28 protein-coding genes are annotated in these 25,590 nt (G+C 61.5%); 27 read left to right on the top strand and 1 reads right to left on the bottom strand.

All coding sequences use genetic code 11. The annotated features are described in order from the left end of the window. The first annotated feature begins 126 nt into the window (after positions 1–126). The 27 genes from AB4Z19_RS23985 to tatC all read left to right on the top strand — a co-directional run bounded on the left by AB4Z19_RS23985 (position 127) and on the right by tatC (position 23,619). On the top strand, positions 127–4,848 hold the full coding sequence (locus AB4Z19_RS23985) for a glutamate synthase-related protein (RefSeq protein ID WP_442026275.1): 4,722 nt from the start codon (positions 127–129) through the stop codon (positions 4,846–4,848). Positions 4,849–4,874: 26 nt separating this feature from the next. Continuing rightward, positions 4,875–6,338, top strand: a complete 1,464-nt coding sequence (locus AB4Z19_RS23990; protein WP_442036233.1) for a glutamate synthase subunit beta — start codon at positions 4,875–4,877, stop codon at positions 6,336–6,338. Positions 6,339–6,427: 89 nt separating this feature from the next. Next, positions 6,428–6,655 (top strand): hypothetical protein, encoded by a 228-nt coding sequence (locus tag AB4Z19_RS23995; protein WP_442028918.1) that lies wholly within the window; start codon positions 6,428–6,430, stop codon positions 6,653–6,655. 177 nt (positions 6,656–6,832) lie between these two features. Further along, positions 6,833–7,636 (top strand): ABC transporter ATP-binding protein, encoded by an 804-nt coding sequence (locus AB4Z19_RS24000; RefSeq protein WP_442028917.1) that lies wholly within the window; start codon positions 6,833–6,835, stop codon positions 7,634–7,636. Then, positions 7,633–8,415, top strand: coding sequence for a lipid asymmetry maintenance ABC transporter permease subunit MlaE (gene mlaE / locus AB4Z19_RS24005; protein WP_442028916.1), 783 nt, complete (start codon positions 7,633–7,635; stop codon positions 8,413–8,415). The genes AB4Z19_RS24000 and mlaE overlap by 4 nt, the downstream gene beginning before the upstream one ends. A 19-nt stretch (positions 8,416–8,434) precedes the next feature. Then, entirely contained in the window at positions 8,435–8,905 is a 471-nt protein-coding gene (mlaD, locus tag AB4Z19_RS24010; protein WP_442028915.1) for an outer membrane lipid asymmetry maintenance protein MlaD, read from the top strand. Beyond that, positions 8,905–9,735, top strand: coding sequence for an MlaA family lipoprotein (locus AB4Z19_RS24015; RefSeq protein WP_442036235.1), 831 nt, complete (start codon positions 8,905–8,907; stop codon positions 9,733–9,735). The genes mlaD and AB4Z19_RS24015 overlap by 1 nt, the downstream gene beginning before the upstream one ends. A 31-nt stretch (positions 9,736–9,766) precedes the next feature. Further along, complete coding sequence (locus tag AB4Z19_RS24020; protein ID WP_442036237.1) at positions 9,767–10,450, top strand: MlaC/ttg2D family ABC transporter substrate-binding protein; 684 nt, start codon at positions 9,767–9,769, stop codon at positions 10,448–10,450. Beyond that, entirely contained in the window at positions 10,451–10,783 is a 333-nt protein-coding gene (locus AB4Z19_RS24025; protein ID WP_442028732.1) for an STAS domain-containing protein, read from the top strand. A 172-nt stretch (positions 10,784–10,955) separates the two neighbouring features. Next, positions 10,956–11,864 (top strand): ABC transporter ATP-binding protein, encoded by a 909-nt coding sequence (locus AB4Z19_RS24030; protein WP_442028734.1) that lies wholly within the window; start codon positions 10,956–10,958, stop codon positions 11,862–11,864. Next, complete coding sequence (locus AB4Z19_RS24035; protein ID WP_442036239.1) at positions 11,861–12,622, top strand: ABC transporter permease; 762 nt, start codon at positions 11,861–11,863, stop codon at positions 12,620–12,622. Before AB4Z19_RS24030 ends, AB4Z19_RS24035 begins: the two co-directional genes overlap by 4 nt. 17 nt (positions 12,623–12,639) lie before the next feature. Further along, positions 12,640–12,876 carry a BolA family protein gene (locus tag AB4Z19_RS24040; protein ID WP_231767421.1) on the top strand — a complete coding sequence of 79 codons (237 nt, stop codon included), beginning with the start codon at positions 12,640–12,642 and terminating at the stop codon, positions 12,874–12,876. Position 12,877: 1 nt separating this feature from the next. Continuing rightward, complete coding sequence (gene murA / locus AB4Z19_RS24045; protein ID WP_442036242.1) at positions 12,878–14,128, top strand: UDP-N-acetylglucosamine 1-carboxyvinyltransferase; 1,251 nt, start codon at positions 12,878–12,880, stop codon at positions 14,126–14,128. A gap of 7 nt (positions 14,129–14,135) precedes the next feature. Further along, positions 14,136–14,813 (top strand): ATP phosphoribosyltransferase, encoded by a 678-nt coding sequence (gene hisG / locus AB4Z19_RS24050; protein WP_442029095.1) that lies wholly within the window; start codon positions 14,136–14,138, stop codon positions 14,811–14,813. Further along, on the top strand, positions 14,810–16,114 hold the full coding sequence (gene hisD / locus AB4Z19_RS24055; RefSeq protein ID WP_442036244.1) for a histidinol dehydrogenase: 1,305 nt from the start codon (positions 14,810–14,812) through the stop codon (positions 16,112–16,114). Before hisG ends, hisD begins: the two co-directional genes overlap by 4 nt. After that, positions 16,111–16,953 (top strand): DNA-methyltransferase, encoded by an 843-nt coding sequence (locus tag AB4Z19_RS24060; RefSeq protein WP_442029804.1) that lies wholly within the window; start codon positions 16,111–16,113, stop codon positions 16,951–16,953. Before hisD ends, AB4Z19_RS24060 begins: the two co-directional genes overlap by 4 nt. A 6-nt stretch (positions 16,954–16,959) precedes the next feature. Continuing rightward, the gene (gene hisC / locus AB4Z19_RS24065) at positions 16,960–18,051 is read left to right on the top strand and encodes a histidinol-phosphate transaminase (protein ID WP_442036246.1); all 1,092 of its coding nucleotides are present in this window, start codon (positions 16,960–16,962) and stop codon (positions 18,049–18,051) included. A gap of 22 nt (positions 18,052–18,073) precedes the next feature. Beyond that, positions 18,074–18,664 carry an imidazoleglycerol-phosphate dehydratase HisB gene (gene hisB / locus AB4Z19_RS24070; protein WP_395404291.1) on the top strand — a complete coding sequence of 197 codons (591 nt, stop codon included), beginning with the start codon at positions 18,074–18,076 and terminating at the stop codon, positions 18,662–18,664. A gap of 23 nt (positions 18,665–18,687) precedes the next feature. Beyond that, positions 18,688–19,326: an imidazole glycerol phosphate synthase subunit HisH gene (gene hisH, locus AB4Z19_RS24075; RefSeq protein WP_442024823.1), complete on the top strand. Its 639-nt coding sequence runs from the start codon at positions 18,688–18,690 to the stop codon at positions 19,324–19,326. 18 nt (positions 19,327–19,344) lie between these two features. Further along, positions 19,345–20,124: a 1-(5-phosphoribosyl)-5-[(5-phosphoribosylamino)methylideneamino]imidazole-4-carboxamide isomerase gene (gene hisA, locus AB4Z19_RS24080; RefSeq protein ID WP_442024821.1), complete on the top strand. Its 780-nt coding sequence runs from the start codon at positions 19,345–19,347 to the stop codon at positions 20,122–20,124. A gap of 4 nt (positions 20,125–20,128) precedes the next feature. Then, positions 20,129–20,890, top strand: a complete 762-nt coding sequence (gene hisF / locus AB4Z19_RS24085; protein ID WP_442024819.1) for an imidazole glycerol phosphate synthase subunit HisF — start codon at positions 20,129–20,131, stop codon at positions 20,888–20,890. A gap of 16 nt (positions 20,891–20,906) precedes the next feature. Beyond that, entirely contained in the window at positions 20,907–21,332 is a 426-nt protein-coding gene (gene hisI, locus AB4Z19_RS24090; RefSeq protein WP_442024817.1) for a phosphoribosyl-AMP cyclohydrolase, read from the top strand. Beyond that, complete coding sequence (locus tag AB4Z19_RS24095; protein WP_442024815.1) at positions 21,329–21,658, top strand: phosphoribosyl-ATP diphosphatase; 330 nt, start codon at positions 21,329–21,331, stop codon at positions 21,656–21,658. The genes hisI and AB4Z19_RS24095 overlap by 4 nt, the downstream gene beginning before the upstream one ends. A 12-nt stretch (positions 21,659–21,670) precedes the next feature. Next, a complete protein-coding gene (locus AB4Z19_RS24100; protein WP_442024813.1) occupies positions 21,671–22,045 on the top strand; it encodes a histidine triad nucleotide-binding protein in 375 nt (124 codons plus the stop codon). Between the two features lie 77 nt (positions 22,046–22,122). After that, positions 22,123–22,356 (top strand): Sec-independent protein translocase subunit TatA, encoded by a 234-nt coding sequence (gene tatA, locus AB4Z19_RS24105; protein WP_442024811.1) that lies wholly within the window; start codon positions 22,123–22,125, stop codon positions 22,354–22,356. Between the two features lie 9 nt (positions 22,357–22,365). Further along, a complete protein-coding gene (gene tatB, locus AB4Z19_RS24110; protein WP_442024809.1) occupies positions 22,366–22,860 on the top strand; it encodes a Sec-independent protein translocase protein TatB in 495 nt (164 codons plus the stop codon). Next, on the top strand, positions 22,861–23,619 hold the full coding sequence (tatC, locus tag AB4Z19_RS24115; protein ID WP_442024807.1) for a twin-arginine translocase subunit TatC: 759 nt from the start codon (positions 22,861–22,863) through the stop codon (positions 23,617–23,619). It abuts the gene before it with no gap. A gap of 34 nt (positions 23,620–23,653) precedes the next feature. Here tatC and AB4Z19_RS24120 read toward each other — a convergent pair whose 3' ends face one another. Then, a complete protein-coding gene (locus AB4Z19_RS24120; RefSeq protein ID WP_442024805.1) occupies positions 23,654–25,567 on the bottom strand; it encodes a DUF885 domain-containing protein in 1,914 nt (637 codons plus the stop codon). Between the last annotated feature and the right edge of the window lie 23 nt (positions 25,568–25,590).

The raw sequence follows: 25,590 nt of genomic DNA on the forward strand, positions 1-25,590 counted from the left end.
CCTAATTAATTTTTTGAGCGACTGAAGCAGAATTAATTCGACTCCGACCCTAATTGTTTCTGTTGAGTTTTTTTGTGCATTGCACTACTCTGGTTTTTCGTGATTAAAAAATCAGCGGAGAACTGCATGGAAGCGCAAGGTTTGTACGACCCAGCCAACGAACACGATGCTTGTGGCGTTGGTTTCGTGGCCCACATCAAGGGCAACAAGAGCCACTCGATCATTGAACAGGGTCTGCTGATCCTGAAGAACCTCGACCACAGGGGCGCAGTCGGCGCCGACAAGCTGATGGGCGACGGCGCCGGCATCCTGATTCAGATTCCGGACCAGTTCTACCGCGATGAAATGGCCAAGCAGGGCGTCGAACTGCCTCCGCCGGGCGAATATGGCGTAGGCATGGTCTTCCTGCCGAAGGAAAACGCCTCCCGCATCGCTTGCGAACAGGAAATCGAGCGTGCCGTCCGCATCGAAGGCCAGGTCGTGCTGGGCTGGCGTAATGTGCCGGTCGACTGCGAAATGCCGATGTCGCCGCGCGTCCGCGAAAAAGAGCCGGTCATCCGCCAGATCTTCATTGGCCGCGGTGCGGACATCATGGTGACCGATGCACTGGAACGTAAGCTGTACGTGATCCGCAAATCGTCCGGCCACGCGATCCAGGCGCTGAAGCTGCTGCACGGCAAAGAATTCTTCGTGCCATCCATGTCCGCCCGTACCGTGGTGTACAAGGGCCTGCTGCTGGCCGACCAGGTGGGCGTGTACTACCGCGACCTGCAGGACCCGCGCTGCATCTCGGCGCTGGCGCTGGTGCACCAGCGTTTCTCGACCAATACCTTCCCTGAATGGCCGCTGGCCCACCCATACCGCCTGATCGCACACAACGGCGAGATCAACACCGTGAAGGGCAACTTCAACTGGATGCGCGCCCGCGAAGGCGTGATGAAGTCCGCCGTGCTGGGCGACGACCTGCAGAAGCTGTTCCCGCTGATTTACGAAGGCCAGTCCGACACCGCCTGCTTCGACAACGCGCTGGAACTGCTGCTGATGGCAGGCTACCCGCTGGCCCAGGCCATGATGATGATGATTCCGGAAGCGTGGGAAAACCACACGCTGATGGATGACAACCGCAAGGCCTTCTACGAATACTACGCATCGATGATGGAACCATGGGACGGCCCGGCCGCCATGGCCTTCACCGACGGCCGCTACATCGGCGGTACCCTGGACCGTAACGGCCTGCGCCCTGCGCGCTACATCGTGACCGATGACGACCTGGTGGTGATGGCGTCCGAATCCGGCGTGCTGCCGATTCCGGAATCCAAGATCATCCAGAAGTGGCGTCTGCAGCCGGGCAAAATGTTCCTGATCGATCTGGAAGCCGGCCGCATCATCGACGACAAGGAACTGAAAGACACCTACGCCAACGCCAAGCCGTACAAGGCATGGATCAATGCCGTGCGCATCAAGCTGGGCGAGCTGAAGCTGAGCGAATCCCAGCTGCCGCACAATGTGGCCAAGTACGGCCCGGCCAACGGCGAGAAGCAGGTCGCATCCCTGCTGGACCGCCAGCAAGCTTTCGGCTACACCCAGGAAGACCTGCGCTTCCTGCTGGCGCCGATGGCCGCCAACGGCGAAGAAGCCGTAGGTTCGATGGGCAATGACTCGCCGCTCGCCGTCATGTCCAACAAGCTGAAGCCGCTGTACCACTACTTCAAGCAGCTGTTCGCCCAGGTGACCAACCCGCCGATCGACCCGATCCGCGAAGCGATGGTGATGTCGCTGGTGTCCTTCATCGGTCCCAAGCCGAACCTGCTGGATACCAACAACGTCAATCCGCCGATGCGTCTGGAAGTGGCGCAGCCGGTGCTGGGCTTCGACGATATGGCGCGCCTGCGCAATGTCAGCCAGGTGACCGGCGGCAAGTTCAAGTCTTACGAGCTGAGCATCTGCTATCCGCACGCCTGGGGCAAGGAAGGCGTGGAAGCGTCGCTGGCTTCGCTGTGCGCGGAAGCTGTGGACGCGGTGAAATCCGGCCACAACATCCTGATAGTCTCCGACCGCTCGATCGGCGCCGACCGCGTGGCGATTCCGGCCCTGCTGGCAACTTCCACCATCCACCAGCACCTGGTGAGCAAAGGCCTGCGTGCCTCCACCGGCCTGGTGGTGGAAACCGGCTCGGCCCGCGAAACCCACCACTTCGCCCTGCTGGCTGGCTACGGCGCGGAAGCTGTCCACCCATATCTGGCCATGGAAACCCTGGCCGAACTGGCGCACGGCATGCCGGGCGATCTGTCGCCGGAACAGGCGATCTACAACTACACCAAGGCCATCGGCAAAGGTCTGCTGAAGGTGATGTCCAAGATGGGCATCTCGACCTATATGTCCTACTGCGGCGCGCAAATCTTCGAAGCCGTGGGCCTGAACAAGTCGCTGGTCGATAAATACTTCCGCGGCACCGCTTCCAATGTGGAAGGCATTGGCCTGTTCGAAGTGGCTGAGGAAGGCCTGCGCCTGCACAACCAGGCCTTCGGCCTCGATCCGGTGCTGGCCGACCAGCTGGATGCGGGCGGCGAATACGCCTACCGCGTGCGCGGCGAAGACCACCTGTGGACACCGGACGCGATCGCCAAGCTGCAGCATTCGACCCGTTCCAACAACTACTCGACCTATAAAGAGTACGCACAGCTGATCAACGACCAGACCAAGCGCCACCTGACCCTGCGCGGCCTGTTCGAGTTCAAGATCGATCCCACCAAGGCGATTCCGCTGGATGAAGTGGAACCGGCCAAGGAAATCGTCAAGCGTTTCGCTACCGGCGCCATGTCGCTGGGTTCGATCTCGACCGAAGCCCACGCCACGCTGGCGATCGCCATGAACCGTATCGGCGGCAAGTCGAACACGGGCGAAGGCGGCGAAGATCCGGTGCGCTACTCGAACGAACTGAAGGGCATCCCGATCAAGGTCGGCTCTTCCATGTCCACCGTGCTGGGCAAGGAACAAGTCATGGTCGACATTCCGCTGCAGGAAGGAGATTCGCTGCGTTCGCGCATCAAGCAGGTCGCTTCCGGCCGCTTTGGCGTGACGGCGGAATACCTGAACTCTGCGGACCAGATCCAGATCAAGATGGCGCAGGGCGCCAAGCCGGGTGAAGGCGGCCAGCTGCCGGGCCACAAGGTGTCCGAGTACATTGCGCAGCTGCGCTTCTCGGTACCGGGCGTGGGTCTGATCTCGCCGCCGCCGCACCACGATATTTACTCGATCGAAGACCTGGCGCAGCTGATCCACGATCTGAAGAACGTGAATCCGCGCGCTTCGATCTCGGTCAAGCTGGTGTCGGAAGTGGGTATCGGTACCGTGGCTGCGGGTGTGTCGAAAGCGAAAGCCGACCACATCGTGGTGGCCGGCCATGACGGCGGCACGGGCGCTTCGCCGCTGTCCTCGATCAAGCACGCTGGTACACCGTGGGAGCTGGGCCTGGCTGAAACCCAGCAGACCCTGGTGCTGAACGGTCTGCGTGGCCGCGTCCGTGTGCAGGCCGACGGCCAGATGCGTACCGGCCGCGACGTGGTGATTGCCGCCCTGCTGGGTGCTGACGAAGTCGGTTTCGCCACCGCGCCGCTGGTGGTCGAAGGCTGCATCATGATGCGCAAGTGCCACCTGAACACCTGCCCGGTGGGCGTCGCGACCCAGGACCCGGTGCTGCGCGCCAAGTTCCAGGGCAAGCCTGAGCACGTGGTGAACTACTTCTTCTTCGTTGCGGAAGAAGCGCGCCAGATCATGGCTCAGCTGGGTATCCGTACCTTCGACGAGCTGATTGGCCGCGCCGACCTGCTGGACAAGTCGAAAGCCATCGGCCACTGGAAGGCCCAAGGTCTGGACTTCAGCAATATCTTCTATCTGCCGAAAGTGGACGCTGGCCTGGCCATCTACCACAACGAGGAACAGGACCACGGCCTGGACAAGGCACTGGACCACAAGCTGATCGCGCAAGCCAAAGCGGCGCTGGAAAAGGGCGAACGCGTGTCCTTCATCTCGCCGGTACGCAACGTCAACCGCACCGTGGGCACCATGCTGTCCGGTGAAGTGGCGAAGCGCTACGGCCACGCCGGCCTGCCGGACGACACCATCCACATCCAGCTGCAAGGCACGGCCGGCCAGTCGGCAGGCGCCTTCCTGGCACAGGGCATCACCCTGGACCTGGTGGGCGAGGGCAACGACTACGTGGGCAAGGGCCTGTCGGGCGGCCGCATCATTGTGCGTCCGAACACCGAGTTCCGCGGCTGGGCAGTCAACAACATCATCATCGGCAACACCGTGATGTATGGCGCGATTTCCGGTGAAGCTTTCTTCAACGGCGTGGCAGGCGAGCGCTTCGCTGTGCGTAACTCCGGCGCCACCGCAGTGGTGGAAGGCCTGGGCGATCACGGCTGCGAATACATGACCGGCGGTACCGTGGTCGTGCTGGGCGCCACCGGCCGCAACTTCGCGGCGGGCATGTCGGGTGGTATCGCCTACGTGTATGACCCGGACGGCGATTTCAACCGCAAATGCAATATGTCCATGGTCAGCCTGGAAGCGGTGCTGCCGGCCTCCGAGCAGGCGGTCGACAAGTCGACCTGGCACAGCCAGCACCGCAACGGCGAAGCCGAGGCGGACGAAACCATCCTGAAGCGCCTGATCGAGCGCCACTTCAAGCACACGGGCAGCACCCGCGCCCGCCTGTTGCTGGACAACTGGGCCGAGAGCCGTGGCAAGTTCGTCAAAGTGTTCCCGAGCGAGTACAAGCGCGCCCTGGTGGAAATGGCCGATAACGCCGCGATTGAAGCGGAAACTCAAGCGATTGCTGCTTAATTCGCCGCGTACGAAAGGATATTAAAGTGGGAAAGATCACCGGTTTCATGGAATTCCAGCGCCAGGACGAGAGCTATCACGCTCCCGAGGCGCGTCTGAAAAATTACAAAGAGTTCGTGCTGACGCTGACGAACGACCAGGCCAAGATCCAGGGCGCACGCTGCATGGATTGCGGTATCCCGTTCTGCAATTCGGGCTGCCCGGTCAACAACATCATCCCGGACTGGAACGACCTGGTGTACCGCGGCCACTACCGCGAAGCGCTGAACGTTCTGCATTCGACCAATAACTTCCCGGAATGGACCGGCCGCATCTGCCCGGCGCCGTGCGAGGCTGCCTGCACCCTGGGCATCAATAATGATCCGGTGGGCATCAAGTCCATCGAACACAAGATCATTGACGAAGGCTGGGAGCGCGGCTGGGTCGTGCCGGAGCCTTCGGAAACCAGGACCGGCAAGAAGGTGGCCGTGGTCGGTTCCGGCCCTGCCGGCCTGGCCGCTGCCCAGCAGCTGGCGCGCGTTGGCCACGACGTGACCGTGTTCGAGAAGTCGGACCGTCTGGGCGGCCTGCTGCGCTACGGCATTCCGGACTTCAAGATGGAGAAGTTCCATATTGACCGCCGTATCGAGCAGATGCAGGCAGAAGGCGTGAAGTTCCGCACTTCCACCCTGATCGGCAAGGATTTCCCGGCGACTGTTAACAACTGGGCCAAGGAAACCATCTTCCCGGAAGACCTGGAAGGTGAATTCGACGCCATCGTCWTGGCGGGCGGCGCCGAAGCGCCGCGCGACCTGCCGGTGCCGGGCCGCGAGCTGAAGGGCATTCATTTCGCGATGGACTTCCTGCCGCAGCAGAACAAGATCAACGCCGGCGACAAGGTGAAAGACCAGATCAAGGCCAACGGCAAGCACGTGGTGGTGATCGGCGGAGGCGATACCGGTTCCGACTGCGTGGGCACCTCCAACCGCCACGGCGCGGCCAGCGTGACCCAGTTCGAACTGATGCCAATGCCGCCGGAGCAGGAAAACAAGCCGATGGTCTGGCCGTACTGGCCAACCAAGCTGCGCACCTCTTCCTCCCACGAGGAAGGCTGCGAGCGCGACTGGGCGGTGGCCACCAAGCGCTTCGAAGGCAAGGGCGGCAAGGTTGAAAAGCTGATCGCCTGCCGCGTCGAATGGAAAGACGGCAAGATGACCGAGGTGCCGAACTCCGAGTTCGAGATCAAGGCGGACCTGGTGCTGCTGGCCATGGGCTTCGTTTCTCCGGTGGCGCAAGTGCTGGATGCTTTCGGCGTCGACAAGGACGCCCGCGGCAACGCGCGCGCCACCACCGACGGTGAGCGTTGCTACCACACCAGCAAGCCAGGCATCTTCGCGGCCGGCGACATGCGCCGCGGCCAGTCCCTGGTCGTGTGGGCGATCCGCGAAGGCCGTCAATGCGCGAAGGCGGTGGACGAGTACCTGATGGGCTCCTCCGTCCTGCCGCGCTGATCTTGCGCAGGGTCAAGCGCACGGCTCCGTGCGCTTGACCTTTCTTCTCTCCGGCGTAGACTGGCCTCCACGACATCGCGATGGAGGCCATGATGGGTAGCCCGCAGCAGTCCGAAGATCGGCGCGCCGAACGGCTCGCCCGGTTGGAAGCGAATGTCGAGATTCTTCTTGAGCAGGGGCGGGAAAACCGGGAGGAGCACCGCAATCTCGTCGATCAGATTGTCAAAATCCGCACTACCGACTTCCGTATCCTGGTTGGCCTCCTGATTAGCGGCGATCTCGCCATTCTCGGCCTGATGTACCGCGCCTTAGGCTGATGCTGCCATGCAGCAGCCCAACAGCCGTTTCCAAATGTAAATTGCTGACTTGCGGGTTATTAGTGTTGTATCATTCACCTCTTTAAAGTTGCCATATTGCCAGTGAAAAAGCGGTCCTCAGCAGAGGTAACCGTTTCTGAACTACAATATGGTGTTAATAATAAAAGAGTGTGATCAGTGTCTAACCTTGTCGAAATCCGCGATTTGCACTTCTCTTATGGGAAGCGTGCGATCCTGTCCGGCCTCCGTATGGACTTCCCGCGCGGGAAGGTGGTGGCGGTCATGGGCGGCTCCGGCAGCGGCAAGACCACGGTGCTGCGCCTGATCGGCGGCCAGCTGCGTCCGCAAAAAGGCGGCGTGAATGTGGACGGCCAGATCGTTCACCAGCTGAAAACCAAGGAATTGTATTTGCTGCGCCGCAAGATGGGCATGCTGTTCCAGCACGGCGCGCTGTTCACTGACCTCACTGTTTACGAGAACGTCGCCTTCCCCCTGCGCGAGCATACCGACCTGAGCGAAGAACTGATCCGCGACCTGGTCCTGATGAAGCTGCACGCGGTTGGCCTGCGCAATGCCGCGCCGCTCAAGCCCGCCGAGATTTCCGGCGGCATGGCGCGCCGCGTGGCTCTGGCGCGTTCGATCGCCCTGGACCCGGAACTGATCATGTACGACGAGCCCTTCGCCGGCCTCGACCCGATCTCCATGGGCGTGACCGCCAACCTGATCCGCAACCTGAACGACGCGCTCGGCTCGACCACCATCCTGGTGTCGCACGACGTGAAAGAGTCCTTCATGATCGCGGACTATGTGTACTTCCTGTCGCAGGGCAAGATCGTCGCCCACGGCACCCCACAAGAAATGATGGTTTCGACCGATCCATATGTAAAACAGTTCGTCCATGCCGAAACGGACGGACCCGTGCCCTTCCACTATCCGGGCAAATCGCTGGCCGATGACCTGGGCCTGGGAGCACGCCGATGATGCGCAGTTTCCTGACTTCGGTCGGCGGCGGCGCCCGCGACTACGTGGAGAGCGTCGGCTTTGCCGCGCGCACCTTCTTTACCATGATCGGCCTGTCGCCCGGCATCCTGCGCCGTCCGCGCCTGCTGGTGGAGCAGCTCCACATCATTGGTAACTATTCGCTGCTGATCATCACGCTGTCCGGCCTGTTCGTCGGCATGGTGCTGGGCCTGCAGGGTTATTACACGCTGAATAAATATGGCGCCTCCGAGTCGCTGGGCCTGCTGGTGGCCCTTGGCCTGACGCGCGAACTGGGTCCGGTGATTACCGCCCTGCTGTTCGCCGGCCGTGCCGGTACCTCGCTGACTGCGGAAATCGGCCTGATGAAGGCGGGCGAGCAGTTGTCCGCCATGGAAATGATGGCCGTCAACCCGATCCAGCGCGTGCTGGCGCCCCGCTTCTGGGCCGGCGCCATTTCCGTGCCCCTGCTGGCCTCGATCTTCAGCGCCGTGGGCATCCTGGGCGGCTGGCTGGTCGGCGTGCAGCTGATCGGTGTGGACGAGGGTGCTTTCTGGTCGCAGATGCAGGGCGGCGTGGATGTATGGAAAGACATCTTCAACGGATTCGTGAAAAGCGTGGTGTTCGGCATTGCCATCACGTTCATTGCGCTGTACCAGGGCTATGAAGCCAACCCGACGCCGGAAGACGTGTCCGGCGCAACTACCCGCACCGTGGTCATCTCCTCGCTGATGATCTGGTGGCTCGACTTCATGCTGACTGCCCTGATGTTCAGCAAGTAATAAGAAGATAGGAATAACTATGCAACGTAAATCTCTCGATATCTGGGTCGGTCTCTTCATCGTGATCGGCGCCGCCGCGCTGATGTTCCTGGCCCTGAAGGCCGGCAATATGGGCTCGATCTCCTTCAACAAGACTTACCAGATCTCGGCCAAGTTCGACAACATCGGCAGCCTGCGTCCGCAAGCGGCGGTGAAGGCATCCGGCGTGGTGGTGGGGCGCGTGGCCAGCATTGGCTTTGACGACAAGCAATACAAAGCCGTGGTCACCATGAATATGGATGAGGATTTCAAGTTCCCGAAAGACAGCTCGGCCAAGATCCTGACCGCCGGCCTGCTCGGTGAGCAATACGTCGGCATCGAAGCCGGCGGCGACGAGAAAAACCTGGTAGCCGGCGACAAGATTGCCCGCACCCAGTCCGCAACCGTGCTGGAAGACCTGATCAATCAGTTCATCTACAGCAAGGCTGCCGAAGGAAAGGATTCGAAATAATGAGCAAGTTCCGCACTGTCGCCCTGACCCTAGCTGCCTCCGCCACGTTGGCGGGCTGCGCCGGTCCCAATCCGCGCGACCCGTATGAAGGTTTCAACCGTGCCATGTTCAGTTTCAATGACACGGTCGACACCTATGCCCTGAAGCCGGCCGCCACCGCCTACAAGAAAGTGACGCCAAGCTTCGTGCAGACCGGTGTAGGCAATTTCTTCGGCAACCTGCAGGACGTGTGGACTGCCGCCAATAACCTGCTGCAAGGCAAGATCGGCGACGGCATGTCGGACGTGATGCGCGTTGGCATCAACTCCACCTTCGGCCTGCTGGGCGTGCTGGACATCGCCTCCGAAGCCGGCCTGCAGAAACACAAGGAAGACCTGGGCCAGACCCTGGGCTGGTATGGCATGCCGTCCGGCCCTTACCTGGTGCTGCCGCTGCTGGGGCCATCCACCGTGCGTGACGCTGCGGCGCTGCCGGTCGATTTCAAGGCCGACCCGTGGCAATACAAAGAACCTGTCAACGTAAGGAACATCGGCACCGTTGTTCGTGTCGTGGATCAGCGCGCGTCCCTGCTGGATGCATCGACCCTCCTGGAAGATGCCGCCCTGGACCGTTATGAATTCATCCGCGACGGCTGGATGCAGCGCCGCCAGAGCCAGGTCTTCGATGGTGAAGACGGCCCGCGCGGCGGCAAAAAGCCGGAACAGCAACCGGAGCAGAATGACGCAGCGCCGCCGGCCAAACCGCCGGCTGCGGAGCAGCAGGACGCGGCTGAGGCACCAGTGCAGGCTATAATGCCGGCACCGGCTGCTGAGAAAAATGCCAGCCTGTGATCCTGCGGTACAACTTACATAGGTAAATCATATGAAATTGATCAAGCAAATCATCGTCCTCGCCATCGCAGCCACCGCTGCCGGCGCTTACGCTGCGCCTGCCACGACCGTTGCTGCCCAGACCTCGGCCACCGCCGCGCCGGTCGCCAACGAGGCGCCGGATGCCCTGATCAAGCGCATCAGCGGCGAAGTGCTGGATACCGCCAAGAACGACAAGGAAATCCAGGCCGGCAACCAGAAGCGCATCATGGACCTGGTCGAGACCAAGATCCTGCCTTATGTCGATTTCCAGCGCATGACCTCGCTGGCCGCCGGCCGCTACTGGCGCGATGCGACGCCGGAACAGAAAAACCAGCTGTCGGCCGAGTTCCGCACCCTGCTGATCTTCACCTACTCGGGCGCCCTGTCCCAGGTGAAGAATGAAACCATCGACTTCAAGCCGCTGCGCGCCGACCCGTCGGACACCGAAGTGGAAGTGCGTTCCCAGGTCAACATGACCCGCGGCGAGCCGGTGGTGCTGAACTACCGCGTGGAAAAGACCCCAACCGGCTGGAAGATCTATGACATCAACGTGCTGGGCGCCTGGCTGGTGGAAGCCTACAAAGGCACTTTCGCGTCCGAGATCTCGAAAGGCGGCGTTGACGGCCTGATCAAAACTCTGCAAGCCAAGAACAAGACCCTGGCCAACAAGCCGCTGAAGACCGCAGGTAAGTAAATGTCCGACTCCGCTGTTGCACAGAACAAGTTGTCCCTGCAGTCGCTGACCGTGGCGAATGCCACGCAGGCGCTGGAGCAAGGCCTGGCCGCGCTGCGCGCCGGCGAGACCGTGTTCGACCTGAGCAATGTGACAACGGTGGATTCGGCAGCGGTATCCGTGATGCTGGCCTGGCAGCGCGCTGCGCTCCAGGCTGGTACACATCTCGAATTGAAGAACCTTCCTCCCTCGCTGCGCAGCCTGACGCAGCTGTATGGTGTGTGCAACCTGGTCGCCCCTCCCAGCGACTGCGGCCCGGCGGTTTCGCCTGCGGCCGGCCCGCATCATCATTGACCTCTGCCCCCCACCCCCCTGCCCGCTGTACCCGGTCCCGGCATCGCCGAACCAAAATTCCAATATAATTGACCGTTCCCGTCGCCAGTCGAGCCACGGGGTCCGCTTCCCCGGCCCGCAAAGCCGTCTTAGCAACGGTCACCGTTGTACCCCAAAAACTTAATAAGCAAGCATGACAGCAATTCAAATCAGCAATGTCGAGAAGCGCTACAAGTCGCTCCAGGCACTGGGCGGCGTGTCGCTGACGATCGAGGAGGGCGAGTTCTTCGGCCTGCTTGGCCCGAACGGCGCCGGCAAAACCACCCTGATATCCATCATCGCGGGCCTGATCCGGGCCGATGCGGGCGGTGTGAAAATCCACGGCCACGATGTGGTGACGGACTTTCGCGAAGCGCGCAAGAAGCTGGGCGTGGTGCCGCAGGAACTGGTGTTCGACCCGTTCTTCACGGTGCGCGAAACGCTGCGCCTGCAGTCCGGCTATTTCGGTCTTGGCAATAACGACAAGTGGATCGACGAGGTCATGGAAAACCTCGATCTGACCAAAAAGGCCGATACCAATATGCGCGCCCTGTCCGGTGGCATGAAGCGCCGCGTGCTGGTGGCGCAGGCGCTGGTGCACAAGCCGCCCGTCATCGTGCTGGACGAGCCGACCGCCGGTGTCGACGTGGAACTGCGCCAGACCCTGTGGAAATTCATTTCGCGCCTGAACCGCGAAGGCCACACCGTGGTGCTGACCACGCACTATCTGGAAGAGGCGCAAGCCATGTGCAAGCGCGTGGCCATGCTGCGCGCCGGCCAGGTGGTGGCGCTGGATTCGATGTCGAACCTGATCCGCCGCATCTCCGGTTCGCAACTGGTGGTGCACGTGCAAAACGGCGGCTTGCCGCAGGATCTGACGCACCTGATCAGCCATCCGCCGGAAGGCAATAAGTACAGCCTGCGCATCAACGAATACTCGGAAGTGGAAAAAATCCTGGCGCGCCTGCGCGAAGCCGGCGCATCGATCGACGAGATGCAGCTGCAGCAGGCCGACCTGGAAGACGTCTTCCTGCAAATTATGGATGGAGCGGAAATCGCATGATCACCACCGGCTTCCGCACTCTCGTTTATAAAGAGACCCTGCGCTTCTACAAGGTCGCCACGCAAACCATCGCCGCGCCGATCCTGACGGCCATGCTGTATCTGCTGATCTTCGGCCACGTGCTGTCCGGCCGGGTCGAAGTGTATCCTGGCGTGAGCTACACCGCCTTCCTGATTCCGGGTCTGGTGATGATGAGCGTGCTGCAGAATTCCTTCGCGAATTCCTCGTCCTCGCTGATCCAGTCCAAGATCACGGGCAATCTGGTGTTCGTGCTGCTGACGCCCCTGTCGCACTGGGAGATTTTCTCCGCCTATGTGCTGGCCTCCATGGTGCGCGGCATCACGGTGGGCCTGGGCGTGTTCGTGATTACCGCCTGGTTCGCGCACCTGAGCTTTACCGCGCCGCTGTGGATCATCGCCTTTGCCCTGCTGGGCGCGGCCATCCTCGGTACCATGGGCCTGATCGCCGGCATCTGGGCCGAGAAGTTCGACCAGCTGGCGGCGTTCCAGAACTTCCTGATCGTGCCGCTGACCTTCCTGGCTGGCGTGTTCTACTCGATTCATTCGCTGCCGGCATTCTGGCAGGGCGCGTCGCACCTGAATCCGTTCTTCTACATGATCGACGGCTTCCGCTACGGCTTCTTCGGCCAGTCCGACATCAATCCATGGATCAGCTTCTGCATCGTTGCCGCCTTCCTGGTGGTGCTGGCGCTGCTGGCCATCCGACTTCTGCGCAGCGGCTACCGCCTGCGCCACTGATTTACTGAGGAATCATCGTGACCACTACTCCTGAAGCAATCCACGGCTACATCGCCGCCGGCCTTGAATGCACCCACCTCGAAGTGGAGGGCGACGGCCAGCACTTCCAGGCCGTGATCGTGTCGCCTGCCTTCGCCGGCAAGCGCCCGATCCAGCGCCACCAGCTGGTGTATGCCGCGCTGGGCGACCGCATGCGCGAAGAGATCCACGCACTGTCGATGAAAACCCTGACTCCGGAAGAATTCCAAGGCTAATATGGACAAACTCCTCATCACCGGCGGCAAGCGCCTGGTTGGCGACATCCAGATTTCCGGCGCCAAGAACGCCGCCCTGCCCATCCTGTGCGCGGGCCTGCTGACGGCGGGCGACCTGGAACTGTCCAACGTGCCGAACCTGCACGATGTGGCCACCATGCTCAAGCTGCTGCGCCAGACCGGCCTGTCCGTCGAACAGAACGGCGACAAGGTCGTGCTGAACGGTTCCAAGATCGACAAATACGAAGCGCCGTATGAGCTGGTGAAAACCATGCGCGCCTCCATCCTGGTGCTGGGTCCCCTGCTGGCGCGCTTCGGCGAAGCCAAGGTTTCCCTGCCGGGCGGCTGCGCCATCGGCTCGCGTCCGGTGGATCAGCACATCAAGGGTCTGCAGGCCCTGGGCGCCGACATCAGCATCGACGGCGGCTACATCTACGCCAAGTGCAAGAAGCTGAAGGGCGCGCGCATCGTCACCGACATGATCACCGTGACCGGCACCGAGAACCTGCTGATGGCCGCTACGCTGGCCGAAGGCGAAACCGTGCTGGAAAACGCCGCCCGCGAACCGGAAGTGACCGATCTGGCGAACATGCTGGTCGCCATGGGCGCGAAGATCGAAGGCATCGGCACCGACCGCCTGGTGATCCAGGGCGTGCCTGCGCTGAACGGCGCGAAGCATGAAGTGATTTCGGACCGCATCGAGGCGGCGACCTTCCTGTGCGCCGTGGCGGCCACCGGTGGCGACATCACCATCCGCAATACCCGCACCGACATCTTCGACGTGGCGCTGGATAAGCTGCGCGAGATGGGCGTCAAGCTGACCGTGGGCGACAAGTGGATTCGCGCCCAGATGGACCAGCGTCCGAATCCGGTATCCTTCCGTACTACCGAATACCCTGGTTTCCCGACCGATATGCAGGCCCAGTTCATGGCAGTCAACCTGATCGCCAAGGGCAGCAGCAAGGTCACCGAAACCATTTTTGAAAACCGCTTCATGCACGTGCAGGAGATGAACCGACTCGGTTCCAGGATCTCCATCGACGGCAACACGGCTTATATCGAAGGCGTGGACCAGCTGATCGGCGCTCCCGTGATGGCAACCGACTTGCGCGCATCCGCTTCGCTGGTGATCGCAGGCCTGGCAGCCAAGGGCGAAACCCTGGTCGACCGCATCTACCACCTGGACCGGGGCTATGACCGCATGGAAGTGAAACTGTCCGCCGTTGGCGCCAATATCACCCGAATCAAGTAAAGACATCATGAACACGTCCACCAGCCAGGCCAACCCGAACGGGTTGATCCTGGCGCTGTCGAAAGGCCGCATTTTCGAAGACACCTTGCCGCTGCTGGCGGCAGCAGGCATCACCGTGTCCGAGAATCCGGAAAAATCCCGCAAACTGATCCTGCCTACGAACGATCCGGACATCCGCGTCCTGATCGTGCGTGCCACCGACGTGCCAACCTATGTGCAGCATGGCGCAGCCGATTTCGGCGTGGCGGGCAAGGACGTGCTGTATGAGCACGGCGGCGAAGGCCTGTACCAGCCGGTGGACCTGAACATCGCCCAGTGCCGCATGTCGGTGGCGGTAAAGGCGGGCTTCGATTACGAGACGGCAGTGCGCCAGGGGGCGCGCCTGCGCGTGGCCACCAAGTTCACCCAAATGGCGCGCGAGCACTTCGCCAAGAAAGGCGTTCACGTCGACCTGATCAAGCTGTACGGCTCGATGGAGCTGGCGCCGCTGGTTGGCCTGTCCGACGCCATCGTCGACCTGGTGAGCACCGGTTCCACGCTGCGCGCCAACAACCTGGTGGAAGTGGAAGAGATCATGGACATCTCTTCACGCCTGGTGGTGAACCAGGCCGCGCTGAAGCTGAAGCGCGCCCGCCTGCAACCGATTATCGAAGCTTTTGAGCGCGCCTCCGCGACCCGGCCATGATTCGCAAACTCGACTCCACCCAAGACGATTTCCAGGAAGCGCTGGATGCGCTGCTGGCCTTCGAAGCCGAAACCGATGACGCCATCGAAGGCGCGGTCAGCAAGATCATCGCCGACGTGCGTGCGCGCGGCGATGAAGCGGTGCTCGAATACACCAATAAATTCGACCGCATGAACGCGGCGTCCATGGCCGATTTCGATATCGCCCAGCCGGAACTCGATGCGGCACTGGCCTCGCTGCCGGAGAAGCAGCGCGCGGCACTGCAGGTCGCCGCGGAGCGCGTGCGCGCCTTCCACGAGCGCCAGAAGCAGGAACTGCAAGGCTTCACCTACACCGAAGCCGATGGCACCATCCTCGGCCAGCGCATTACGCCGCTGGACCGCGTGGGCATTTACGTCCCCGGTGGCAAGGCTGCCTACCCATCGTCGGTGCTGATGAACGCCGTGCCGGCAAAAGTGGCGGGCGTGCAGGAAATCATCATGGTGGTGCCGACGCCGGATGGCGTGAAGAACCAGATGGTGCTGGCGGCTGCTGCCATCGCGGGCGTAACGCGCGTGATCGGCATCGGCGGCGCACAGGCCGTGGCGGCACTGGCCTACGGCACCGAGACGATCAAGGCCGTGGACAAGATCGTCGGTCCGGGCAATGCCTTTGTCGCTTCCGCCAAGCGCCGTGTGTTCGGCACCGTGGGCATCGACATGATCGCCGGTCCGTCCGAAATCCTGGTGCTGTGCGACGGCAGCACCGATCCTGACTGGGTCGCGATGGACCTGTTCTCGCAGGCCGAGCACGACGAGCTGGCGCAAGCCATCCTGCTGTGCCCTGATGCGGACTACATCGCCAAGGTCGAAGCCAGCATCGCCAGGCTGCTGCCGACCATGCCGCGCAAGGCCGTCATCGAAACTTCGCTGAAGGACCGCGGCGCGCTGGTGAAAGTGCGCGACATGGACGAAGCCTGTGCCATCGCCAACTTCATCGCTGCCGAGCACCTGGAAATCTCGTCCGAGAACCCGCAGCAGTGGGCGGACAAGATCCGCCACGCGGGCGCCATGTTCCTCGGCCGCTTCTCGTCCGAATCGCTGGGCGACTATTGCTGCGGCCCGAACCACGTGCTGCCGACGTCGCGCACCGCGCGCTTCTCGTCGCCGCTGGGCGTCTATGATTTCCAGAAGCGCTCGTCCGTGATCCAGGTCAGCGAAGCCGGCGCGCAAACGCTGGGCAAGGTCGCGGCCGAACTGGCATATGGTGAAGGCTTGCAGGCGCACGCACGTAGCGCAGAACTGCGCCTGAAAAACCAATGAAGACCCTGACGGCAGGGTCAGACCCCGAGGGTCTGGCCCGGGGTGCGGGGTGGCTCAACCAGGTCTTCTGCGAAGACGCGCTGGAAGGTCTGGCGCGTATTCCGGATGGCAGCATCGACCTGATCCTGACCGATCCGCCCTACAACCTGGGCAAGGATTACGGCAACGCCTCGGACCAGCAAACGGTAGACGAATACCTGGCCTGGACCGAGCGCTGGATTGACGCAGCCCTGCCCAAGCTGAAGCCAAACGGCAGCCTGTACATCTTCCTCACCTGGCGTTATTCGCCGGAGATTTTCGTCATGCTGAAAAAGCGCATGACGATGATGAACGAGATTATCTGGGACCGCCGCGTGCCCTCCATGGGCGGCAGTACTCGCAGTTTCTCATCGGTGCACGACACCATCGGTTTCTTCGTGCGCCGCAAGGATTACTTCTTCGACCTCGACGCCGTGCGCATCCCTTACGACGCCGAAACGAAGAAAGCCCGTTCGCGCTCGATCTTCATCGGTGCGAAATGGCTGGAAGTGGGCTACAACCCGAAAGACATGTGGAGCGTGTCGCGCCTGCACCGGGAGCACTCGGAGCGCGTCGACCACCCCACGCAAAAACCACTCGAAATTATCGAACGCATGATCAAGGCATCCTGTCCGCAAAACGGTGTGGTGCTTGACCTGTTCATGGGCAGCGGCACTACCGCTGTAGCAGCGAAACGCTGCGAACGCAATTTCGTCGGCTTCGAACTGAACCCCGACTATTGCCGCATCATTCAACAACGGCTTGCTGAACTTGAAGCGCCGCCGCCGCCCAAACGAAAGAAATTAGCCTTACAGGAGTAATGCAAGATGTCCCTCGACAGCCTGATCGCCAACACCATCCGTGATGATGTGCGCAAAGACCACATCTACCACGTGCCCGATGCCAGCGGCTTTGTGAAGCTGGATGCGATGGAGAACCCGTACGAGCTGCCGAAGCATCTGCATCATGAACTGGCACAGCGCCTGGCTGACGTTGCCCTCAACCGCTACCCAGTGGCCAGCTACGCCACGCTCAAGCAGCGCATCTGCGCCAGGCTGGGCGTACCGGCCGGCTACGATGTCATGCTGGGCAATGGTTCCGATGAGCTGATCGCCATCATGGCGCAAGCCTGCGCGCATCAGGACCGCCGCGCGGTCATGCTGGCGCCGGTGCCTTCTTTCGTGATGTTCCAGCGCTCCGCCATGATTGCGGGCATGGACTTCGTTGGCGTGCCGCTGAAAGACGACCTCACACTCGACCTGCCGGCCATGCTGGCGGCGATCGCTGAGCACAAGCCATCCCTGGTCTTCCTGGCCTACCCGAACAACCCGACCGGCAACCTGTTCAACGAGGACGAGATGGTGCAGATCATCCGCGCCCTCGGCGATACGGGCCTGTGCGTGGTGGACGAAGCCTACGAGCCCTTCGCACAGAAGAGCTTTATGGCCCGCCTGCCGGAGTTCGATAATCTGATCGTCATGCGTACCTTGTCCAAGCTGGGCCTAGCCGGCATTCGCCTGGGCTATATGTCCTGCGCGCCTGCCGTGCTGGAACAGTTCGACAAGATCCGTCCACCTTATAACGTCAATGTCCTGAGCCAGGCCGCGGCGGAATTCTGCCTCGATAAGCTGGAGGTGCTGAACGAGCAGGCGGCGCTGCTGCGTGCAGAACGCAGCAAGCTGGCGCAAGCTCTGGCAGAATTGCCGGGAGTAAAGGTTTTCCCGTCTGCGGCGAACTTCATTCTGATTCGTGTTCCGAATTCCGATGATGCCCACGCGAAACTGCTCTCCCGCAAGGTATTGATTAAAAATGTGGGTAGAATGCACAATGTGCTGGCAAGCTGCCTGCGCATTACGGTCAGTACGCCGGAAGAAAACGCAATCATGCTTGACGGCCTGAAGGCCGCTCTGGCAGCCTGACACAAACCGTAAGAGTCTTTTCATGAACCGCACCGCAGAAATCACGCGCAACACCAGCGAGACCCAGGTCCGCGTGGCCATCAACCTCGACGGCACTGGCGTTCAAAAGCTGAACACCGGCGTTCCTTTCCTCGACCACATGCTGGACCAGATCGCGCGCCATGGCCTGTTCGATCTCGACATCGAAGCCACCGGCGACGTCCACATCGACAACCACCACACGGTGGAAGACGTGGGCATCACGCTGGGCATGGCAGTGGCCAAGGCCATCGGCGACAAAAAGGGCATCCGCCGCTACGGCCATGCCTATGTGCCGCTGGATGAAGCGCTGTCGCGCGTGGTGATCGACTTCTCCGGCCGTCCTGGCATCGAGTACCACATTCCGTTTACCCGCGCCATGATCGGCGGCTTCGACGTGGACCTGACCCTGGAATTCTTCCGTGGCTTCGTCAACCACGCCCTGGTGACCCTGCACATCGACAACCTGCGCGGCACCAATGCCCACCATCAGTGCGAAACCGTGTTCAAAGCCTTCGGCCGCGCCCTGCGCATGGCTGTGGAGCTCGACCCGCGCGCGGCCGGCACCATCCCATCCACCAAAGGAAGCCTGTAACCTCCACTACACGGCTCACCAAAATGAAAAAGATCGTAGTAGTTGATTACGGCATGGGCAATCTGCGCTCGGTGGCGCAAGCCCTGCGCGCGGTCGCGCCGGAAGACGATATCCGCATTTCCGGCCAGCCGGGCGATATCGACAGCGCCGACCGCATCGTGCTGCCCGGCCAGGGCGCCATGCGCGACTGCATGCGCAGCCTGAATGAATCCGGCGTGCGCGATGCGTTGCTGCGCGCCGCCGCATCCAAACCCATGATGGGCGTGTGCGTGGGCGAGCAGATGCTGCTCGACGTCAGCGAGGAAGGCAATACGCCGGGCCTCGGCCTGCTGCCGGGCAAAGTCGTGCGCTTCCAGCTGGAAGGCCGCACGCAGGACGACGGCTCGCGCTTCAAAGTGCCGCAGATGGGCTGGAACCGCGTGCAGCAGAAGGTGCCGCACGCGATGTGGAAAGACATCCCGGACAACGCCTGGTTCTACTTCGTCCACAGCTATTACGCGCAGCCGGAAAACGCGGCGCACAGCGTGGGCGAAACGCAGTACGGCGACGCCTTCTGCTGCGCCGTTGCCCGCGACAATATCTTCGCGACCCAGTTCCACCCGGAGAAGAGTGCGGCCACCGGCCTGCAGCTCTACAAGAATTTCGTTCACTGGAACCCTTAACCCAAAAAGACCAAAATCATGCTGCTCATTCCTGCTATCGACCTCAAGGACGGTCACTGCGTTCGCCTGAAACAAGGCGATATGGAACTTGCTACTGTGTTCTCCGAAGATCCCGCCGAGATGGCGCGTCATTGGCTGAAACAAGGCGCGCGCCGCTTGCATCTGGTCGATCTGAACGGCGCCTTTGCCGGCAAGCCGAAGAACGAAGGTGCGGTCAAATCCATCCTGCAAGCAGTCCGCGACTATGCGGAAGAAAACGAGATCGATGAAATCCCCGTCCAGCTGGGCGGCGGCATCCGCGATCTCGACACCATCGAACGTTACCTGGACGATGGCATCAGCTACATCATCATCGGCACCGCGGCCGTGAAGAGCCCCGGCTTCCTGCACGACGCCTGCGGCGCCTTCCCTGGCCACATCATCGTCGGCCTGGACGCCAAGGACGGCAAGGTGGCGACCGACGGCTGGAGCAAGATGTCCGGCCACGAAGTGATCGACCTGGCGCAGAAGTTCGAACAGTATGGCGTGGAATCCATCGTCTACACCGACATCGGCCGCGACGGCATGATGGGTGGTGTGAACATCGAAGCCACCGTGCGCCTGGCGCAGGCGGTGCGCATTCCGATCATCGCATCGGGCGGCGTGCACACCATCAAGGACGTGGAAGACCTGTGCGCGGTGCAGGACGAAGGCATCGAAGGCGTGATCTGCGGCCGTTCGATTTACGAAGGCACGCTGAACCTGACCACGGCGCAGGAACGCGCCGATGAACTGTCGGGCGATCTCGAAGAAGAGTAAACCCATGCTGGCAAAACGCATCATCCCCTGCCTGGACGTGACCAATGGCCGCGTCGTCAAAGGCGTCAACTTCACCGAGCTGCGCGACGCCGGCGACCCGGTGGAAATCGCGCGCCGCTACGACGAGCAGGGCGCCGACGAACTGACCTTCCTCGACATCACCGCCTCCAGCGACAACCGTGGCCTGATCCTGGACATCATCGAAGCCGTGGCTTCACAAGTCTTCATCCCGCTGACCGTGGGCGGCGGCGTGCGCCAGGTGGAAGATGTGCGCCGCCTGCTGAACGCGGGCGCGGACAAGATCAGCCTGAACACCTCGGCGGTGAGCAATCCGCAGCTGGTGTACGAAGCCTCGCAGAAGCACGGCAGCCAGTGCATCGTGGTGGCGATCGACGCCAAGCAGGTATCGCCGGGTAAATGGGAAGTGTTCACCCACGGCGGCCGCAATGCCACCGGTCTTGATGCGATCGAGTGGGCGAAGAAAATGGAAGCGCTGGGCGCAGGTGAACTCCTGCTGACCAGCATGGATCGCGACGGCACCAAGTCAGGTTTCGACCTGGCGCTGACCCGTGCCGTCAGCGACGCCGTCAATGTACCGGTTATCGCATCCGGTGGCGTGGGCGGTTTGCAGGATCTGGCCGACGGCGTCAAGCTGGGCCATGCTGACGCCGTGCTGGCCGCCAGCATTTTCCACTATGGCCAGCACACGGTGCAGGAAGCCAAGCGCTTTATGGCGGCGCAAGGCATTCCCATGCGCCTGGATTGAAATCGGGGAAACGAGAATGGCAAACGGAACCGCAGCGCAGATCGCGAAAGCCAAATGGCTGAATCGCGTGAAATGGGACGAACACGGCCTGGTGCCGGTGATCGCCCAGGAAGACGGCAGCAACGATGTGCTGATGTTCGCATGGATGAATCGCGATGCGCTCTACAAGACCGTGGAGCTGGGCGAGGCGGTGTACTGGAGCCGCTCGCGCAAGAAGCTGTGGCACAAGGGCGAAGAGTCCGGCCACGTGCAGAAGGTGAAAGAGATTCGCCTCGATTGCGATGAGGACGTGGTGCTGCTGAAGATTGCCCAGGAAGGCGACATCGCCTGCCACACGGGCCGCCACAGCTGCTTCTTCAACAAATTCGAAGACGGCGACTGGAAAGCCGTCGAGCCGGTGCTGAAAGATCCGGACGAAATCTACACGGAAGCGAAGAAATGACGACTGTACTGGACCGCGTGGCGGCCACCATCGAATCGCGCAAGGGCGGCGATCCGTCGAGCTCTTATGTCGCCAAGCTGTTCAGCAAGGGCGACGACGCCATCCTGAAGAAGATCGGCGAGGAAGCTACCGAGACCGTGATGGCGGCCAAGGATGCCCGCGTCAGCGGCGATGCCTCCAAAGTGCTGTACGAAACGGCCGATCTGTGGTTCCATTCGATGGTTCTGCTGGCCCAGTTCGGCCTCACGCCGCAGCAGGTGCTCGATGAGCTGGCGCGGCGCGAAGGCTTGTCCGGCCTGGACGAAAAAGCCGCCCGCAAGGAATAAGAGGAGACTACGTTGGAAAACTGCCTGTTCTGCAAAATCGCAGCGAAACAGATTCCTGCATCCGTGGTGCATGAAGACGACGACCTGATGGTGTTCAAGGACATCAATCCGGCGGCCCCTGTACACCTGCTGATTATCCCGAAAACACACATCTCGACCATGTCCGACTGCACGCCGGAACACGCGCCACTGCTGGGCAAGATGATGTCCCTGGTGCCGAAGCTGGCTGCCGAGCACAATATTTCGGTGACCTATGATGAGCAGGGCCAGCCTACGCGCGGCTTCAAGTTCCTGATCAACAGCGGGCCTGACGGCGGACAGGAGGTGTACCATCTGCACATGCACCTGTATGGTGGACCTCGTCCGTGGCGCGGCATGCGAACTTGATAAAAAATCATTACAGGCACATGACAGGCGCGCTTCGCGTATACTGTGTGAATTAACGCTTTTTTAGGGGCAACAAAATGGGTTCTATGAGCATTTGGCACTGGCTGATCGTCCTGGTGGTGGTCATGCTGGTATTCGGCACCAAGAAGCTGGGCAATATCGGCTCGGACCTGGGCAAAGCCGTCAAAGGCTTCAAGGATGGCGTGAAGGGCGACGAGGATGACAAGCCAGCCCAGCCAGCTCCGCCTCCTGCGCAGGTGACCGACAAGGGCACCATCGAAGTGGAAGCCAAGGAAAAGACCAAGCAGTAAAGCATTCTGATGATCGATCTCGGTCTTTCCAAACTCGCCATTATCGGGGCAGTGGCCCTGGTCGTGATCGGTCCTGAAAAGCTGCCCAAGGTAGCGCGCATGGCCGGCACGCTGTATGGCCGCGCGCAGCGTTATCTGCAGGAAGTGAAATCCGAAGTCAGCCGCGAAATCGAGCTGGAAGAGCTGAAGAACCTGCAAAAGCAGGCCTCCGAAGCGGCCAGCACCTTCAAGGCTGATGTGGAAAACTCCATCGCTGCCAATATGGCCGAGGTCGAGGACGCCCTGCGCGTCGACCATCAGCACGAACCGGCCGTCAGCACGGCTACTACCGACGATTTGTCGCGCAAGGCCAAGGAATTCCGCCGCAAGCGCCTGGTGCGCACCTCCGCCGTACCGCTGTGGTACAAGCAGCGCAATGGTGGACGCATGCATGTGGTGTCCGGCGCGGCGCGCGTGGCGCGTTTCCGTCCGCGCAGCGGCAAACCACCAGCATCGTTCTACTAAATGAGCCAACAAGAACCGGTCGAAGAAACCTTCATCAGCCACCTGATCGAACTGCGCGACCGCCTGGTCAAGGCCAGCATCGGCATCCTGATCGTGACCGCGGCGCTGATGATCTGGCCCGGCCCCTCCCATATCTACGATCTCATCGCCGCGCCGATGATCAACTCCCTGCCGACCGGCTCGAAGATGATCGCAACGGGCGTGATCTCGCCATTCCTGGTGCCGATGAAGGTCACCCTGCTGCTGGGCTTTATCGGTGCGCTGCCCTGGGTGCTGTACCAGATGTGGGCTTTCGTGGCGCCCGGCCTGTACGCGCATGAAAAGCGCCTGGTGGCGCCGCTGGTGATAGCGTCTTCGCTGCTGTTCATTGTGGGCGTGGCCTTCTGCTACTTCCTGGTATTCGGCCGCGTCTTCCACTTCATCTCCGAATTCTCGCCCACCTCGATTGCGGTCACGCCGGATATCGAGAACTACCTCGACTTCGTGATGTCCATGTGCCTGGCCTTCGGCTGCGCCTTCGAAGTGCCGGTGGTGGTGGTGGTCCTGGTGCGCATGGGCCTGGTGTCGGTGGCCAAACTGAAGGAGTGGCGCGGCTATGTCATCGTCGGCGCCTTCGTGATTGCCGCCATCGTCACCCCGCCCGACATCGTCAGCCAGTTCTCCCTGGCCATCCCGATGTGGCTGCTGTTCGAAATCGGCGTGTTGCTATCCCCGGTCTTCGTCAAAGCCACCCAGGCGCCGTCCGAAGAAAACACCTGAAAAAAAAAAGCGCCCCGCGGGGCGCTTTTTTCTTTTACTGCATCAGCTCTTTGATCACGCGCACAGGGGCGCTGCCGTAGCTGAGGAACTGCTCGTGGAATTGCTTGAGCGAGAACTTGCTGCCCAGCGCGGCGCGGCGCTGTTCGCGCAGATCCATGATTTCGGAATAGCCGCTGAAATAGCTGGTCAGCTGAACGGAGGTCAGCTGCACGCGGCGCCATTTCTCGGCCGCTTCAGCAGGCGTCTGGAAGGCTTGCTTGGTCAGCAGGTCGATGGCCTGCTCCTGCGTCATGCCCAGCACGTGCACGCTGTAGTCCAGGATGGTGTTGGTCACGCTGCGCAGGTTCCATTTCGAGTACATCAGCCACATCTCGGGCTCGTTGTTGCCATAGCCTGACTCCAGCATCATGCGCTCGGCGTAGACCGCCCAGCCTTCCACCATCGCCCCATTACCGAAGATCGACTTCACAATGGAGGGCGAACGGTTCGCATACACCAGCTGTGCATAGTGGCCCGGAATCGCCTCATGCATATTGAGGACTTGCAGAATCCAGTTGTTGTACTCGCGCAGCGTGCTTTCCGCCTGCTCCGGCGTGGCGTCGTCCAGCGGCGTCACGTTGTAGTAGGTGCGGTCCTGCGGACGGTATGGACCAGGCGCCTCGATGCTGGCCCCAGCCACGCCGCGCTGGTAGGCCGGCGTTTCGCGCACGATCAATGGCTTCTTCGAATCGAGCGTCAGCAGGTCATGCGAAACCACCCAGTCCTGCAGCACCGGAATCTCGCGGCGGATTTCGGGGAAGAACTCGGCCGGCGTCACGTGATTGGACGACAGCTTATCGATCATCATGCCGATCTTCACGCTGCGGTCGGCAGGTTTCGGCGTATCGGCCAGGTACTTCGGCCACAGTTCGTCCGAGATGCGGTCCATATTCGACAGCAGCTGCTCGCGCGTAGCCAGCGCCTTCTGGTAAGTCTGTTCCGCCGTGCTGCCGGACTGGATGTCGAAGCCAAACTTGGCCTCATACAGTTCCTTGCCGATGCGGAAGGAGCGCGCATTGCCTGCCGTCTCCAGCTGCTTATCCAGCTCGCCCAGCCAGGCTGCATAGCCTTCCACCGCAGTCTTGGCGGCTGCGATACGCTGCTTGAACAGTTCCTTCTCATTGGCGGTGAGGATGGACGCCTGTGCTTCCTTGTCCAGGTCCGCCAGCACCGACAGCACGCCCGGCGCCTGGTCGATGGCCAGGCGCGTGTGTTCGCGGGTCGGATTATTGATGCTGTTGCGTGCCGCGTCGTAGTAAGCCGGCACGCCCCCGATGCGCTTCAGCAGCGTGCGCAGACGCTGCGGCTTGGCCGCGTATTCCGTGTTCAGAATGAAGTCGATCGGGCTGGCGATGTTGTAGCTGGCCGGATTCCACTCGAACTCGCGGAAGGTGGTCAGGTACCAGCGGTCGCTATTCAGTTTGTTGATCAGCAGGCCCAGGTCGGTGCGCTGCTTGGGCGACAGCTGCTTCGCATCCACTGCGCCGAATTTGCCCAGCCATTCGTCGATAAACGCCAGCTGCTTGTCGCGCGTTGGCTGGTCGGGAATGGTCAGCATGGCTGCCGTGTCGTACTTGCCCGCGCCGATGGCCGACTCCGGATCGATGCGCCACAGGGCGTTGAGGAAGAGATTGGCCTGGGCGTCGAAGTTCTTGTCCTGGCGGCGTTCCGGCGTCAGCGGCTTGGCCGCAACGGCGGTCGTGGCGGCGGCGCCGGCTGCGGCGGCCTTGCCCTTGCCTTTGGACTTGCCCTTGCTCTTCGACGATTTACCCGACGATTTCGAGGACGACGACTTTTTACTTGCGCTGGCCGTGGTTTTGGCCTTGCTGGACGGCTTCTTTGCTGCCTCGGCTGGCGCGAATGCCAGGGACAGCATCATCGCCGCCAGGGCGATCTTGGTCTTGATCATATTGTTTCAGCTTTCTGAAAGTG

The sequence above is a fragment of the Pseudoduganella sp. RAF19 genome (assembly GCF_052114165.1).
In the GTDB taxonomy this organism is placed as follows: domain Bacteria; phylum Pseudomonadota; class Gammaproteobacteria; order Burkholderiales; family Burkholderiaceae_D; genus Rugamonas.

Coding starts and splice junctions, on each gene's coding strand:
- AB4Z19_RS23985 (WP_442026275.1), top strand. CDS start 127: ATGGAAGCGCAAGGTTTGTACGACCCAGCCAACGAACACGATGCTTGT.
- AB4Z19_RS23995 (WP_442028918.1), top strand. CDS start 6,428: ATGATGGGTAGCCCGCAGCAGTCCGAAGATCGGCGCGCCGAACGGCTC.
- mlaE (WP_442028916.1), top strand. CDS start 7,633: ATGATGCGCAGTTTCCTGACTTCGGTCGGCGGCGGCGCCCGCGACTAC.
- mlaD (WP_442028915.1), top strand. CDS start 8,435: ATGCAACGTAAATCTCTCGATATCTGGGTCGGTCTCTTCATCGTGATC.
- AB4Z19_RS24015 (WP_442036235.1), top strand. CDS start 8,905: ATGAGCAAGTTCCGCACTGTCGCCCTGACCCTAGCTGCCTCCGCCACG.
- AB4Z19_RS24020 (WP_442036237.1), top strand. CDS start 9,767: ATGAAATTGATCAAGCAAATCATCGTCCTCGCCATCGCAGCCACCGCT.
- AB4Z19_RS24025 (WP_442028732.1), top strand. CDS start 10,451: ATGTCCGACTCCGCTGTTGCACAGAACAAGTTGTCCCTGCAGTCGCTG.
- AB4Z19_RS24030 (WP_442028734.1), top strand. CDS start 10,956: ATGACAGCAATTCAAATCAGCAATGTCGAGAAGCGCTACAAGTCGCTC.
- AB4Z19_RS24035 (WP_442036239.1), top strand. CDS start 11,861: ATGATCACCACCGGCTTCCGCACTCTCGTTTATAAAGAGACCCTGCGC.
- murA (WP_442036242.1), top strand. CDS start 12,878: ATGGACAAACTCCTCATCACCGGCGGCAAGCGCCTGGTTGGCGACATC.
- hisG (WP_442029095.1), top strand. CDS start 14,136: ATGAACACGTCCACCAGCCAGGCCAACCCGAACGGGTTGATCCTGGCG.
- hisD (WP_442036244.1), top strand. CDS start 14,810: ATGATTCGCAAACTCGACTCCACCCAAGACGATTTCCAGGAAGCGCTG.
- AB4Z19_RS24060 (WP_442029804.1), top strand. CDS start 16,111: ATGAAGACCCTGACGGCAGGGTCAGACCCCGAGGGTCTGGCCCGGGGT.
- hisC (WP_442036246.1), top strand. CDS start 16,960: ATGTCCCTCGACAGCCTGATCGCCAACACCATCCGTGATGATGTGCGC.
- hisB (WP_395404291.1), top strand. CDS start 18,074: ATGAACCGCACCGCAGAAATCACGCGCAACACCAGCGAGACCCAGGTC.
- hisH (WP_442024823.1), top strand. CDS start 18,688: ATGAAAAAGATCGTAGTAGTTGATTACGGCATGGGCAATCTGCGCTCG.
- hisA (WP_442024821.1), top strand. CDS start 19,345: ATGCTGCTCATTCCTGCTATCGACCTCAAGGACGGTCACTGCGTTCGC.
- hisF (WP_442024819.1), top strand. CDS start 20,129: ATGCTGGCAAAACGCATCATCCCCTGCCTGGACGTGACCAATGGCCGC.
- hisI (WP_442024817.1), top strand. CDS start 20,907: ATGGCAAACGGAACCGCAGCGCAGATCGCGAAAGCCAAATGGCTGAAT.
- AB4Z19_RS24095 (WP_442024815.1), top strand. CDS start 21,329: ATGACGACTGTACTGGACCGCGTGGCGGCCACCATCGAATCGCGCAAG.
- tatA (WP_442024811.1), top strand. CDS start 22,123: ATGGGTTCTATGAGCATTTGGCACTGGCTGATCGTCCTGGTGGTGGTC.
- tatB (WP_442024809.1), top strand. CDS start 22,366: ATGATCGATCTCGGTCTTTCCAAACTCGCCATTATCGGGGCAGTGGCC.
- tatC (WP_442024807.1), top strand. CDS start 22,861: ATGAGCCAACAAGAACCGGTCGAAGAAACCTTCATCAGCCACCTGATC.
- AB4Z19_RS24120 (WP_442024805.1), bottom strand. CDS start 25,567: ATGATCAAGACCAAGATCGCCCTGGCGGCGATGATGCTGTCCCTGGCA.